The organism is Clostridium sp. HCS.1 (genome assembly GCF_047900555.1).
In the GTDB taxonomy this organism is placed as follows: Bacteria; Bacillota; Clostridia; order Clostridiales; family Clostridiaceae; genus Clostridium.
This window is the reverse complement of the sequence record NZ_CP170704.1, coordinates 2,363,428-2,377,642: the sequence shown is the minus strand read 5'-3', so window position 1 is coordinate 2,377,642 and position 14,215 is coordinate 2,363,428. Positions and strand designations below refer to the sequence as shown.

The following is a 14,215-nucleotide window of genomic DNA, read 5'->3' as shown; positions in this document are numbered from 1 at the left end:
ATATTTAATAGTACATATTTTTTATTATATTTGCAACTTTATTTTAAATACGTAGTGTTCATTGTTACTAAATATTAGTATCTAGTAACAATTATGTATATAATGTGTAATAATTTTGTAGCCTATTAAAAATAAAAAAAATTATAATTTTAAATATAAATATAGATGAGGTGCTACCAATGAAAAGATTAATATTAACTTTAATAAGTATAATAATTTTTTTTGTAAGTATAAGAGGTATTTTTTTTAGCTCAATTATACTTTCTGATAATAAAACAATTAGTCAGGCTGTGGAGGTATTAAAAAAATATGAAGATAAAGATATAGATAAAATTAAAAATGAAATTATATTAGAAAAGAAAAAATATGAAGCAGAAAATTTAGCTCAAAATCATGAAGATGTTACTTATTTTCAGTTTTATAAAGATACTTTATTTTTAGGTGATTCTATTACAGAAGGGCTAATAGACTATAGTTTTGTAAATGAGTATAATGTTTTGTCTGAAAAAGGTGGAATGGTAAAAGATGCATTTAGTGAAATTACAAGAATAAAAGAAGCAAGACCTAGTAATATAGTTCTATTTTATGGAATGAATGATGTGATTGAATATGATAATTCAAATGATGAGCTTACAGCAAATAATTTTAAAAAAACATATATAGATTTAATAAGTGAAATAAAAATGACTTTACCAAACACAAAAATTTTTATTATTTCTCCAACAAACGTAACTGGTGATGCAATAAATAAAAACTATAGGTTAACAAATGAAAATTTAAATGAATTTAGAAATATAATTAAAGAAGTTTGTGAAGAAACTAATGTTAAGTATGTTGATGTAAATTCAAAAATAATTAATAGAAATGATTTGCATGAAAGTGATGGGATTCATTTTAAATATGATTTCTACAATATATGGTTAGATACATTGAAGGAAAGCATATTAGGAGGTGAATAATATATGAGTAAAGGAAAGTATTTCAAAATTTACGTTATAGAAGTAGTTTTAGTAGCATTATTTTTTATATCGGCATATCCATTTTTAAAAGTAAAAGATTTAAATATGGATGATTTAAAAGAAGATATTATTCCGATTTTAAATGAAGATCTTAAAGAAGGGACATTAGATGATATAAGAAAGATATATGGAATATCTAAAGCTGATGTAGATGATTTTTTGTATTTTAGAACAAAAAACAATATGAACCCTGAAGAAATTTTAGTAATTAAATTTAAAGATGAAACATTAATAAATAATAACAAAAATAAAATTAAAAATGTTATAGATAATAAAAAAAATAGTTTTAAAGATTATAATGCAAATGCATATTCACTTACAGAAAATAATATTTTTGAGACCAAGGGTGACAATTTAATATTAATAATTGATGAAGATAATAGAAATATAGAAACAATAATTAATAAAAATTATAAATAATGCAAAGGATGAGATAATAAATATGGTATTTAGTAGTTTAGCTTTTATTTTTGTGTTTTTACCAATATTATTATTGGTTTACTGTATTTCACCATATAAGTATAAAAATATAATTTTATTAACTTTTAGCATTATATTTTACACATTAGGTGAACCTAGATATATTCTGCTAATAATAATTAGTATGATAATAAATTATATATTATCGATATTAATATATAATAATAAAGAAAATAAAGATAAGAAAAATTTATTACTTTTTACGACAATATTACTTAATATTTCTGTTATGATATTTTTCAAATATTATTCATTTATAATAGATAATGTTAATATAATTTTTAATTCTAATTTGAAAGTTATAGAAATACCTCTACCATTAGGTATATCATTTTATACATTTCAATTAATTTCCTATATAGTGGATGTTTATAAAGGTAAACTTATTCCTCAAAAAAACTTAGTTAAGTTTTCATTATATTTATTAATGTTTCCTCAGCTGGTAGCAGGACCAATTGTAAAGTACTCTGATATAGAAAAACAGATAGACTATAGGAAAATAAATATAATGAAATTTGGACAAGGAGTAGAAAGATTTATAATTGGACTAGCAAAGAAAGTTATATTAGCAAACAACTTAGGACTTATATTGGATGAAATAAAGTTAGTTAACATTGAAAGTCTATCTTTATTTTCAGCATGGATAGGTATAATATCATTTACTTTACAAATATATTTTGATTTTAGTGGATATTCTGATATGGCTATTGGGCTTGGGAAAATGTTTGGCTTTGACTTTTTAGAGAACTTTAATTATCCATACATTTCAAAAAGTATCACTGAATTTTGGAGAAGATGGCACATTTCTCTTGGAAGTTGGTTTAAGGAATATTTGTATATTCCTCTTGGAGGAAATAAGAGGGGAAAGCTTATTCAATTTAGAAATATTATTATAGTATGGCTAACAACTGGATTATGGCATGGAGCAAGTTGGAATTTTATAATCTGGGGTCTATATTTTGGATTTATTTTATATTTCGAAAAAATATTCCTAAAAAAAATATTAGGAAAACTTCCTAAGGTTATATGTAATTTATACACAATGATAATTGTAATAATTGGATGGGTATTCTTTGACTCAAATAATTTAAGTTCAGCAGTAGATTATATAAAGGTAATGTTTGGTTTTGGAAATGTTAATTATGATAATTTAGGAAAGTACCTATTTAGTACAAATGTATTATTAATTTTAATTTCTATAATTATTTCAACAAATATATTGAAAAAATTAATTGAACAAATAAAGAAGAACTATAAGGTAAATGATTTAATACTTACAGTATCTATAAAAACCATGATATTTATAATAAGTATAACATATTTAGTTTCAGAAACTTATAATCCATTTTTATATTTTAGATTTTAGAAATAGGTGAACATATATGAAAAATACTAAAAGAAAAAATAATACTATTATTAAAAGAAATATTATGAAATTTAATAAAATATATTTTATATCTATGTCTTTATCTTTTTTGTTAATTTTACTATTCTTTGTAATAGCTAATACAATTGGTAACGACAAGAAATTTTCAGAAATAGAGAATAGAAATTTACAAGAAAAACCTAAAATTTTATCAGATAATTATGTAGAAAAATTAAATAGTTATATGGCTGATCAATTTTTTATTAGAGAAAAGTTTATTTCATTTAAATCAAGAATTGATTTAATTTTAGGTAAAAATAAAATAAATAATGTTTACATAGGTAATGACAACCAATTATTTGAAGAATTTAAAATAACATCTAATGATGACCTGCTTAATAAAGTAGATGTAATTAATGAATTTAAAAAATCTAATGAGGATTTACTTGTTAATTTTATGTTAGTGCCAACAGCAACAAGTATTTTAGAGGAGAAATTACCATTGTATGCTCCAGTTGATGATGAGATTGAGTATATAAATAAGGTAAAAAGTTATTTATTAGATGATATTAAATTTATACCTATCTATGATAGGCTAAAAGCTAATAAAAATGAATATATTTATTATAAAACAGATCATCATTGGACTGCTGATGGAGCATATTTAGGCTATGAGGCTTTTTGTGAATCCTCTGGAATAGAGGCTACTAATAAGGATGATTTTGAGAAAATAATAGGATCAAATGATTTCTATGGTAGCTTATCTTCTAAAGTTGGATTGTTTGGGCTATATAGGGACAAAATAAACATATATATACCAAAAAACTCTAATTTGTTAGTTAACTATGTAATGGAACAAAAAAAAGATACAAGCTTATTTAATAGCGATAAACTTAAACATAAGGATAAATATCAAGTGTTTCTTAATGGAAACCATCCACTTATAGAGATAGAAACTGATAAAAATCTAGATAAAAAAATATTAATAATTAAAGATTCATTTGCTAATAATTTTGTACCATTTTTAACTGAAAATTACGGAAATATTTTTCTCATTGATTTAAGATATTATACAGATTCTATTAATGAATTCATAAAAAATAATGATATAAATGAAGTTCTCTTTTTATATAATGTAAATACTTTTAATGAGGATGATTCTATTTTTAACTTATCAACATAAGATGTTATAGCATAAATACTTGACAATAACCTATAATACAAACATAATTAATAGAAAGAAAAAGTATTATATAGTTAATATAATAAAAGTAAGGTGATATATAATGATATTTGGAAATATAGATGGGATAAAAAAAGCTTTTCTAGAAGAACTTGAAGGCATTTATAAAATGAAAGTTCTTAAGGATGAAGTTTGTAGCTTAGAAATAATTAATATAATTTCAAGAGTATCTCATGCAATAGAACGAGAAATAAGTGTTGCTGTAGATAGAAGAGGGAAAGTAGTTTCTGTAGCTATTGGTGATTCAACATCAGTAGAAGTAGGGATGATAGATATAAGAGAAAAAAGATTATCTGGAGTTAGAGTAATTCATACTCATCCTAATGGATTTTCAAATTTATCTGCATTAGATTTATCAGCTTTATTAAAGCTTAAATTAGATGCAATTATGGCAATAGGTGTATATAATGGTAACATTACAGATTATTCATTAGGTATGATAACAATAACTAATGATTTATTAGATTATGAAGAAAAATTAAATCTTTCTTTAGAGGAAGTACTTTCTATTCATATATTAGATAAAATACAACATATAGAAAAATTAATTAAAGAAAGAGATGTTATTGAAGATGAAGGTGAAAAAGCCATTTTAGTTGGTTCTGATACAAAAGAAAGTCTAGAAGAATTAAAAGAGTTAACTAAAGCTTGTGATATACCTGTATTAGATTTAGTATATCAAAGTAGAAGTAAAATAGACCCTGCTTTCTATATAGGAAAAGGAAAAGTTTTAGAAATAGCCTCTTTAAGACAAAGTAGGCATGCAAATTTAATTATATTTGATGATGAACTTTCAGGATCACAAGTAAGAAATTTAGAAGCTGCACTTGGAGCAAAGGTAATTGATAGAACTACACTTATACTTGAGATATTTGCAAGAAGAGCAAAAAGTAAGGAATCTAAAATTCAAGTAGAGCTAGCTCAGTTAAAATATAGAATGAGTAGGTTACAAGGTCTTGGAACAGTTCTTTCAAGAACTGGTGGAGGAATTGGAACAAGAGGACCAGGGGAAAAGAAATTAGAAACAGATAGAAGACATATAAAGGAAACAATATATGATTTGAATGATCAATTAAAAAAGATCAAAAAGAATAGAGAAGTTCAAAGAGAAAAGAGAAATAAAGAGAGTATACCAAAGGTATCTTTAGTTGGTTATACAAATGCAGGTAAATCTACTCTTAGAAATAAGCTTTGTGATTTAGCAGCTCAAAAGGAAGTTCAAGGTAAAGAAAAGGTTTTTGAAGCAGATATGCTTTTTGCAACCTTAGATATTACTACAAGATCAATTATATTAAAAAATAAGGGAGTAGTTACTATTACAGATACAGTTGGATTTGTTAGAAAGCTTCCTCATGATTTAGTAGAGGCCTTTAAGTCTACATTAGAAGAAGTTATATATTCTGATCTTTTATGTCATATTGTTGATGCATCTTCAGATTCTTCATTAGAGCAAATAGAAGCTGTAGAAGAAGTATTAGCAGAACTTGGAGCTAAAGATAAAGATACTATTTTAGTATTAAATAAAATTGATAAAACTAATGAAGAGCATCTAGAAGAATTAAGAAAAGCTTGTTCTGAATATGAAGTAATTGAAATTTCAGCAAAAGAAAACGTAAATTTAGATGGACTTTTAGAATTAATTGAAGAAAAACTTCCATATAAAATGAAAAAGTGTGAGTATATAATACCTTATGATAGAAGCGATATTAATTCATTCCTTCATAGAAATGGTAGAGTTTTAGAAGAAGAATACAGAGAAGATGGAAGTTATATGCTAGTGGAAGTTGATGATGAGATATATAATAAGTCTAAAGAGTTTGTAACAAAAATAATATCCTAAAATATATAAAGATTTATAAAAACTGCAATGAAGGTTATACTTTATTGCAGTTTTTATTTATATTCTATATAATTATTTTAATAATGAAATCGTAGATAACAGGGGGGCAAGTAATGGCAAAATCAATTATAGATTATCAAAATGCCTATAAAGAAATAACAGAAACACTTAAGAAAAATGATAATATACTTTCTATATTTATATTTGGAAGTATGGTTAGTGGAGACCTTTGGGAAGGATCAAACATAGACTTATTTGTAATATATAAAGAAGATTTTGATGAAATTAGAGATATTTATTCAGAAGTATTAGATATACCAATACATATAAAATTTATAAGTAAGGAATTATTTAAAAAATATTATAATGAAGCAGGAAAAAGAGAAGTTATAAAGAATTCATTAATTGCTTCAAAAATGATATATTCAATAGATGATGAAATAAATGATTTATATCAAAAGATTATATATATGATAGATTCTGATAAGGGAAGATTGAACCTTGTATATCTTGGTAACTTCTTTAAAGAAATTGGGATTTGTAAAAAATATATAGGAAAAGGAAGCATATATACTGCACATGAACTTTTGTTAAGAGCATTAAATAATTTTTCAATGCTTTTTTTAAGCATAAATGGATATACAGTAAGTAAAGATTCTCTAACAATGGCATGTAATCTAAATGATATGTTAAATGATAAAGTTAAGAATTTGATATATAAAGAAGTTGATGATATAACTATTAAAGAGTTGTTAGATTATATGGAAAATTACTTAGAATATAATATAGAAAAAGCATCTATGGATTTAATTAACTTTATAAAAAATGAAAATAGGTCACTAAGTGCTTATGATATTAAAATTAATCCATATTTTAAAAATTTTAAAATAAAAATAGAGGAAATATTAAAGGTATTATGTAAAAATAATATTATTATTCAAGAAAAAAGAGAGTTTAGAGATTCTAAAGGTAACTTTCTAGCTATGGAAAATGTATATTCTTATAAAAACTAGCATGCTGGAGGTTTTATGAAGGAATTATTTAAAATATATTTTAAGGAAGAGATTCCTAAGTATATTCAAATTGCAGGACATATAAAAAAATTAATAGATAATAGATATATAAAGGATGGGGAAAAGCTACCGACTATTAGAGAACTTTGTGATTTTTTGAATGTAAATAAAGTAACTATAGTTAACGCCTATAAAAAGTTAAAGGCTGATGGATATGCATATCAAAAGGTAGGTTCTGGAACTTATGCTAAAAGAAGAGAAACTATTTCTTCATTTAATAGAGAATATTCAAAAATATTTAAGGAATTATCTTCAGATGACTTAAAATATATAATTGACTTTACTGGAGAAACCAATTCAGATGTTTATTTTCCAATAGAGGATTTTAAACATGTAATTAATAAAGTTTTAGATAGGGATGGAGCTAATGCTTTAATAAATAAGGAAGCTCTTGGTTATGAAGATTTAAGGAAAACCATAAATAAGGCTTTTTGGAATGAAAAATTAGATTTAAACAATATTTTAATAGTTTCAGGAGCTCAGCAAGGAATAGATATAGCCTCTAAGGCAATAGTAAATATAAATGATAATGTGGTAGTAGAAAAACCTACATATGGAGGAGCTATTTCAGTATTTAAATGGAGAAGAGCTAATATATTTGAATTGAACTTGGAAAGCGATGGAGTGGACTTGCAAGAATTAGAAGAGGTTTTGAAAAAGAACAATATAAGTTGTTTTTATACAATGAGCTATTTCCATAATCCTACAGGGATAAGCTATAGCTTAGAGAAAAAAATAAGATTACTAGAACTTGCAAAAAAATATGACTTTTATATTATAGAAGATGATTATTTATCAGAACTTATATATGACGATAATATTAAGCATCAGCCCTTGAAAAGTTTAGATAAGTATGAAAGAGTAATATATATTAAAAGTTTTTCTAAGATTTTTTTACCTGGTATAAGGCTTGGCTATATGATAACTCCATCCTCCTTTAATGAAAGTATTCAAAGTTCTAAAATTAATACTGATATATCAACTTCTAGTCTTATGCAAAGAGCTTTGGAATTATATATTACTGAAGGCTTTTGGAAAAAGAATATAGATTACCAACAAAGGATGTATAAAGAAAAATATCTATTAATGAAAGAATTAATAAATAAAGAGCTTTCCAATAAGGTCTCATATATAGATCCAAAGGGAGGGTTATATTTCTATTTAGAAATGAAAAATAAAAATATAAATTCAAGGGAATTATTTTATAGATTAAAAAAGAAAAATTTATTTATTACACCAGGAGCTATATTATTTAAAGATTCAAGTAATGGAGATTATTATTTTAGAATTAGTTTCTCCCAAGCAAGTAAGGAAAAAATAGTTGAAGGAATAAATTTAATTAAGGAGGAGCTTAAATGAGTTACGTTACTATAAGAGATTTTGGAGAAGATAGATTTTTAGAAAAAAAATCAGAATTTATAGGCTATGCAAAAAGATGCGAAACTGAAGAAGAGGCTAAGTCATTTGTAGCAGAAATAAAAAATATGCATAAGCAAGCTAGGCATAATTGTTTTGCTTATATTATTGGAGAGAATATGGGGATTCAAAGATATAGTGATGATGGAGAACCACAAGGTACTGCTGGAATACCTATATTAGAAGTAATGAAAAAAAGTAATATTACTGATTGTGCAGTAGTAGTAACTAGATACTTTGGAGGTATATTACTTGGAGCTGGAGGTCTTACAAGAGCTTATACAAAAGGTGCATCAATTGCATTAAAAGCTGCTGGTATAGTAGAAAAAGTTAAAGGTATTAGACTATTACTTTCTATGGATTATGATATGTTAGGTAAAATACAATATAAATGTAATGAGAACAATTGGCACATTGAGGAAGTTGAATATACAGACAAAGTAGTGGTACATATATTAGCAGAACTTGATCTATCAAAAGAAATTGAAAAAACTGTTATAGAAGTTTCTAATGGTAAAATAATAATAAATAAAAAAGATGAAGATATATATTTTAAAGAAAATAATAGATTATATAAGTTGATTTAGGGTATTTGTCATAATAAATTAATTATGATATAATTCCACTGTATTTATAAAATAATCATTAATGTTGGGAGGAATAAAAAATGTCAGGACATTCAAAATGGCATAATATACAAAATAAAAAAGGAAAAGCAGATGCTAAAAGAGGAAAAATATTTACAAAGCTAGGTAAAGAAATTATGATAGCAGTTAAAAATGGTGGTCCTGTTCCCGACACTAATCCTAAATTAAGAGATGTAATTGCTAAAGCAAAGGCTGCAAATATGCCTAATGATACAATAACAAGATCAATAAAAAAGGCTTCAGGAGAACTTTCAGGAGTTAACTATGAAAAGATAGTATATGAAGGTTATGGTCCATCAGGAGTTGCTGTAATTGTAGAAACATTAACAGATAATAAAAATAGATCAGCAGGGAATGTAAGAAGCGCCTTTACAAAAGGTGGTGGAAACATGGGAGCTACAGGATGTGTAAGCTTTATGTTCCAAGAAAAAGGTGAAATTGTTATTGAAAAAGAAGATAAGGACGAAGATGAAGTAATGATGCTTGCATTAGATGCAGGAGCAGAAGATTTCCAATCAGAAGAAGAAGTATTTATAGTAACAACTACTCCAGAAGATTTTGGAACAGTAAGAGAAGCATTAGAAGCTGAAGGAATAGAATTCTTAGAAGCAGATGTTAAGATGATACCAGATACATATACTGAAATTAATGAAGATGATGCTAAGAAGTTCCAAAAGATGTTAGATTTACTTGAAGATGATGATGATGTTCAAGAAGTGTACCACAATGCTGAATTCCCAGAAGGATGGGATGAATAGAATATTAAATTGTACTATTGTACATTGTTAATTTGAAGTTGCTTATGCAACTTCAAATTTTTTTTTTTGATTTGATTTAAAATATATTGAAATTATATAAATATTAAGGGAGTATTAATAAAAATGAGTGTATTTTAAATGTTTTATGATTAAAAGAACTGTAAATGAATTTATTTACAGTTTTCAGCTAAATTCTAGCAATTTAAATAAAAATAAGGAAATTGACAGTGTAAATTATGGAATATATAATGAGTTGAATAAAGATAAATTGTAGCATAAGATTTATTTATTTACATAGCTTAAAGGAGAAAGGAATATGAACTTTTTTAAAAAATTAAGCCCGGGCAGAATAATTGTTTTGGGATTTTTTTCTGTAATTGTTATTGGAACTATATTATTAAAGTTACCTATATCAATTCGTGATGGTGTAAATGTCTCTTGGGTTGATGCTTTATTTACATCAACTAGTGCAGTTTGTGTAACAGGATTAATTGCTATTGATACGGCTGATACCTTTACTGTATTTGGACGAGCAGTAGTAGCTTTATTAATTCAAATCGGTGGACTTGGAGTTACATCAGTTGGTGTTGGGTTTATTTTGCTTATGAGAAAAAAAGTTGGAATAAAGGAAAGAGTACTAATTAAAGAATCAATGAATTTAGATACAATGAAGGGCCTTGTAAAGCTAATTAAATCTGTATTATTAGTTACTTTGAGTTTTGAAGTAGTTGGAGCAATTCTAAGCTATTTAGTATTTTCAAGGGATTATAGTCCTTTAGATGCCTTAGGAATAAGCATATTCCACTCAATAGCAGCTTTTAATAACTCAGGGTTTGATATTTTAGGTGGATTTCAGAACTTAATACACTATCAAAATAATGTATTGTTAAATTTAACTACATGTGGATTAATTATTTTTGGTGGGTTAGGATTCTTAGTTATTAAAGAAATAATAATAATTAAAAAGTTTAAAAAATTCAGTCTACATGCAAAGGTAGTTATAACTGTAACTGCTATTTTACTTGTAGTAGGTACTATATTACTTAAAGCAACAGAAAATATATCATGGCTTGGAGCATTTTTCTTTAGCACTTCTGCAAGAACAGCTGGATTTAGTACTTATAATCTTGGAAATTTTACAAACGCAGGATTATTTACATTAATTGTTTTAATGTTTATTGGTGCATCACCTGGTTCAACAGGTGGAGGTATAAAAACTACCACAATATTTACTTTAATTAAAAGTATTTATAGTACATCTACAAATAAAAATTGTGTTGCATATAAAAGGAAAATACCAGCATCTGTTATATTTAAAGCATTTAATATATTTGTACTAGCTATTATGGTAGTTTGTTTCGGAGTATTTTTATTAAGCATATTAGAACCTAATCGTACATTCATTCAATTATTATTTGAGGTTACTAGTGCTTTTGGAACTGTAGGATTATCGACTGGAATTACTCCAGACCTTAGAGATTTAAGTAAAATAATTATATCTATAATTATGTTTATAGGTAGACTAGGACCAATGACTATGGCAAGTATATGGTTAGTGAAGGAGCCATCAAATGCTTGTTATTCAGAAGAAGCAGTTATAATTGGATAGGAGGATAAATATGTTTAATCATAAAGTATCTATAGAATTTGGAATAATAGGAATAGGAAGATTTGGTTTTGCATTAGCAAAAACTTTAATTGAAGCAGGTAAGGAAGTTATAGTTATAGATAATGATGAAGATAAAATAAAGCAAATAAGGAACTTAACTGACAATGCTTTTGTAGTAAATAATTTAGGCAAAGAAGCCCTTGAGGAGACTGGAATTCAAAATTGCGAAACAGTATTTGTATGTATTGGTGAAAAGATAGATGTTAGTATTTTAACCACATTAAATGTGATAAATATGGGGGTTAAAAGAGTTATTTCTAAGGCTAATACCTATGAGCAAGGTTGTGTATTAAAGAAAATAGGTGCTGAAATTGTATATCCAGAGAACGATATGGCAATTAGAATTGCAAATAGATTATTAAATGAGGAAGCCTTCGAATTTATTGAGTTAAATAATGATATTCATATAGAGGAACTTAGAGTTACTAAAGTAATAGATGGTAAATCAATATTAAAATCTAAAGTGCGTAATGAGTTTGGATTAAATATTATAGCTTTAGAAAGAGATGAAGAAACTATAATTGAATTAGATCCTAATTTTATATTAAAGGAAAATGATTTTATAGTAGTTATAGGAAAGAAGAATTCTATTAGAAAATTCGAGGAATATTTAAATCATAAATAAAAAAGGATATAGATATTATATTCTTTGCTCCGTCGCAGGCTCCAAGTCGCCAGAATATAATATCTATATCCTCTAGTACTGAAGGAAAGGAAATTATAAAAAATTATTAACAGGATAATATTTTTATAATTTCCTAAAAAATAAAAAAAGAGTGATTTGCCAAAATCACTCTCCAGAGTACCTCTGTAAATTACTGTTTCACTCCACTTGGAAGCTACTTAAGTATAAATATATAATAACAAAATTAAAAATTTTATCAATATGAAATTAAAGTAATAATAGGTAATATGTACTATAGAGTGAAAAATAATATAAATATACTTATTTACTAGACTTTTAAAAGATAGAATATGTATTAGTTTAAATTATATTACCTTATAATGGATGTATACTTAGAATTGTGGAAAATTAGATAAATATATCTTTTATTGAGATATATTTTATGTTATAATTTGGGGGTATTTTTAGTGATGGGGGAGTATAATCATGAAGCATATTAAGACAATTAATAAGACGAATATCAAAAACAGCTTAGTTAAACCAGGTTGTAAGGAATGTGCTAACTCATGTCAATCAGCTTGCAAGACATCTTGTACAGTTGCAAACTTAGAGTGTGAAAACTAATTAAAGAAAGCGGCAACAAAAAGTTGCTGCTTACTTTTTGTTTGAAAAAGCTTTTGGAGGGATGTAAATGTCTTTAATACACAAATTTAAACAAGGGGAAAATTACTTTGTATTAGATGTAAATACAGGAGCAGTTCATATAGTAGATGAGTTAGTATATGATTTAGTTCATGATGATGGAATGAAAGACAAAGAAGAAACAGTTAAGCTTTTAGCTAATAAGTATGATAAGGAAACTATTATAGAAGCTTACGATGAGATATTACAACTTATAAATGATGGAATGTTATATTCTGAAGATAAGTATGAAGAAATAGCCCATGGATCTATGGAAGATAGAGATTATATAAAGGCAGTTTGCTTAAATATAATTCATGGATGTAATTTAAGATGTAAATATTGCTTTGCAGATGAAGGAGAATATAATGGACATAAAGGTGTTATGTCTTTAGAAACTGCAAAAAAGGCAATAGATTATGTTGTAAAAAGAAGTGGTCCAAGAAGAAATATAGAAATAGATTTATTTGGTGGAGAGCCCACTATGATTATGGATACTGTAAAGGAAATAATACAGTATGCTAGAGATAATGAGAAAGAGTGGAAGAAAAACATTAGATTTACTATGACAACAAATGCTACTCTTTTAAATGATGATATGATGGATTTTATGGATAAAGAAATGGGAAATATCATATTATCATTAGATGGTAGAAAATGTATTAATGATAATGTAAGAATAAAAGTTGATGGAAGTGGATCTTATGATGACATAATTCCAAATATAAAGAAAATGATTAAAAGAAGAACACCAGGTAAAATGTACTATGTTAGAGGAACATTTACAAGAGCAAATACTGACTTTTTTGAAGATGTAATGGCTATGCTAAATGAAGGCTTTGATGAAGTTTCTATAGAGCCTGTAGTTTTAGAAAATGGACATCCTCTTGCTTTAAGAGAAGAAGATTTACCAGAAATAATGAAAAATTATGATAAGCTATATGAAGACATGGCAAGAAGAAAAAGAGAAAAAAATGGAGAATACAATTTCTATCATTTTAACGTTGACTTAAATGGTGGACCATGTGTTTATAAAAGAATTTCAGGTTGTGGTGCAGGATTTGAGTACGTTGCAATTACTCCACAAGGAGATGTATACCCATGTCATCAATTTGTAGGAAAAGAAGAATTTAAACTTGGAAGCATATATGATGATACATACGATAAAGATCTTGGTAAAGAGTTTAAAAAGGCTCATATATACAATAAACCTAAATGTAGAGATTGTTGGGCAAGATTTTACTGTAGTGGAGGATGCCAAGCAAATAACTTTAACTTTAATGGGGATATGAAAATTCCTTATGAAATTGGTTGTAAAATGCAAAAGAAGAGAATTGAATGTGCTATAGCTTTAAAAGCAGAATAATATAAATAAGAGGGTTGGTATTTGCTTATGTT

At 26.0% G+C, this 14,215-nt stretch carries 13 protein-coding genes; all 13 read left to right on the top strand.

Annotation, left to right across the window (positions count from 1 at the left end):
- The first annotated feature begins 179 nt into the window (after positions 1–179).
- The gene (locus ACFYH6_RS11320; RefSeq protein ID WP_416179968.1) at positions 180–959 is read left to right on the top strand and encodes a GDSL-type esterase/lipase family protein; all 780 of its coding nucleotides are present in this window, start codon (positions 180–182) and stop codon (positions 957–959) included.
- A gap of 3 nt (positions 960–962) precedes the next feature.
- Positions 963–1,439 carry a DUF4358 domain-containing protein gene (locus ACFYH6_RS11315; protein ID WP_416179967.1) on the top strand — a complete coding sequence of 159 codons (477 nt, stop codon included), beginning with the start codon at positions 963–965 and terminating at the stop codon, positions 1,437–1,439.
- A 22-nt stretch (positions 1,440–1,461) separates the two neighbouring features.
- Positions 1,462–2,865, top strand: a complete 1,404-nt coding sequence (locus ACFYH6_RS11310; protein ID WP_416179966.1) for an MBOAT family O-acyltransferase — start codon at positions 1,462–1,464, stop codon at positions 2,863–2,865.
- A gap of 16 nt (positions 2,866–2,881) precedes the next feature.
- Positions 2,882–4,048: a DHHW family protein gene (locus ACFYH6_RS11305; protein WP_416179965.1), complete on the top strand. Its 1,167-nt coding sequence runs from the start codon at positions 2,882–2,884 to the stop codon at positions 4,046–4,048.
- 103 nt (positions 4,049–4,151) lie between these two features.
- Positions 4,152–5,948, top strand: coding sequence for a GTPase HflX (gene hflX / locus ACFYH6_RS11300; protein WP_416179964.1), 1,797 nt, complete (start codon positions 4,152–4,154; stop codon positions 5,946–5,948).
- Between the two features lie 113 nt (positions 5,949–6,061).
- Positions 6,062–6,961, top strand: coding sequence for a nucleotidyltransferase domain-containing protein (locus tag ACFYH6_RS11295; protein ID WP_316343459.1), 900 nt, complete (start codon positions 6,062–6,064; stop codon positions 6,959–6,961).
- A gap of 15 nt (positions 6,962–6,976) precedes the next feature.
- The gene (locus ACFYH6_RS11290) at positions 6,977–8,380 is read left to right on the top strand and encodes a PLP-dependent aminotransferase family protein (protein WP_316343460.1); all 1,404 of its coding nucleotides are present in this window, start codon (positions 6,977–6,979) and stop codon (positions 8,378–8,380) included.
- Positions 8,377–9,024 carry a YigZ family protein gene (locus ACFYH6_RS11285; RefSeq protein ID WP_416179963.1) on the top strand — a complete coding sequence of 216 codons (648 nt, stop codon included), beginning with the start codon at positions 8,377–8,379 and terminating at the stop codon, positions 9,022–9,024. The genes ACFYH6_RS11290 and ACFYH6_RS11285 overlap by 4 nt, the downstream gene beginning before the upstream one ends.
- A gap of 80 nt (positions 9,025–9,104) precedes the next feature.
- Positions 9,105–9,842: a YebC/PmpR family DNA-binding transcriptional regulator gene (locus ACFYH6_RS11280; RefSeq protein ID WP_416179962.1), complete on the top strand. Its 738-nt coding sequence runs from the start codon at positions 9,105–9,107 to the stop codon at positions 9,840–9,842.
- Positions 9,843–10,158: 316 nt separating this feature from the next.
- Complete coding sequence (locus ACFYH6_RS11275; RefSeq protein ID WP_416179961.1) at positions 10,159–11,451, top strand: TrkH family potassium uptake protein; 1,293 nt, start codon at positions 10,159–10,161, stop codon at positions 11,449–11,451.
- 10 nt (positions 11,452–11,461) lie between these two features.
- The gene (locus ACFYH6_RS11270; RefSeq protein WP_316343464.1) at positions 11,462–12,136 is read left to right on the top strand and encodes a TrkA family potassium uptake protein; all 675 of its coding nucleotides are present in this window, start codon (positions 11,462–11,464) and stop codon (positions 12,134–12,136) included.
- A 486-nt stretch (positions 12,137–12,622) separates the two neighbouring features.
- The gene (scfA, locus tag ACFYH6_RS11265) at positions 12,623–12,760 is read left to right on the top strand and encodes a six-cysteine ranthipeptide SCIFF (protein WP_016208429.1); all 138 of its coding nucleotides are present in this window, start codon (positions 12,623–12,625) and stop codon (positions 12,758–12,760) included.
- Between the two features lie 67 nt (positions 12,761–12,827).
- Positions 12,828–14,183, top strand: a complete 1,356-nt coding sequence (gene scfB, locus ACFYH6_RS11260) for a thioether cross-link-forming SCIFF peptide maturase (protein WP_416179960.1) — start codon at positions 12,828–12,830, stop codon at positions 14,181–14,183.
- The last annotated feature ends 32 nt before the right edge of the window (positions 14,184–14,215 follow it).

What these genes read in the sequence shown, in the direction of transcription:
- ACFYH6_RS11320 (WP_416179968.1), top strand. Translation starts at nt 180, where the DNA reads ATGAAAAGATTAATATTAACTTTAATAAGTATAATAATTTTTTTTGTA.
- ACFYH6_RS11315 (WP_416179967.1), top strand. Translation starts at nt 963, where the DNA reads ATGAGTAAAGGAAAGTATTTCAAAATTTACGTTATAGAAGTAGTTTTA.
- ACFYH6_RS11310 (WP_416179966.1), top strand. Translation starts at nt 1,462, where the DNA reads ATGGTATTTAGTAGTTTAGCTTTTATTTTTGTGTTTTTACCAATATTA.
- ACFYH6_RS11305 (WP_416179965.1), top strand. Translation starts at nt 2,882, where the DNA reads ATGAAAAATACTAAAAGAAAAAATAATACTATTATTAAAAGAAATATT.
- hflX (WP_416179964.1), top strand. Translation starts at nt 4,152, where the DNA reads ATGATATTTGGAAATATAGATGGGATAAAAAAAGCTTTTCTAGAAGAA.
- ACFYH6_RS11295 (WP_316343459.1), top strand. Translation starts at nt 6,062, where the DNA reads ATGGCAAAATCAATTATAGATTATCAAAATGCCTATAAAGAAATAACA.
- ACFYH6_RS11290 (WP_316343460.1), top strand. Translation starts at nt 6,977, where the DNA reads ATGAAGGAATTATTTAAAATATATTTTAAGGAAGAGATTCCTAAGTAT.
- ACFYH6_RS11285 (WP_416179963.1), top strand. Translation starts at nt 8,377, where the DNA reads ATGAGTTACGTTACTATAAGAGATTTTGGAGAAGATAGATTTTTAGAA.
- ACFYH6_RS11280 (WP_416179962.1), top strand. Translation starts at nt 9,105, where the DNA reads ATGTCAGGACATTCAAAATGGCATAATATACAAAATAAAAAAGGAAAA.
- ACFYH6_RS11275 (WP_416179961.1), top strand. Translation starts at nt 10,159, where the DNA reads ATGAACTTTTTTAAAAAATTAAGCCCGGGCAGAATAATTGTTTTGGGA.
- ACFYH6_RS11270 (WP_316343464.1), top strand. Translation starts at nt 11,462, where the DNA reads ATGTTTAATCATAAAGTATCTATAGAATTTGGAATAATAGGAATAGGA.
- scfA (WP_016208429.1), top strand. Translation starts at nt 12,623, where the DNA reads ATGAAGCATATTAAGACAATTAATAAGACGAATATCAAAAACAGCTTA.
- scfB (WP_416179960.1), top strand. Translation starts at nt 12,828, where the DNA reads ATGTCTTTAATACACAAATTTAAACAAGGGGAAAATTACTTTGTATTA.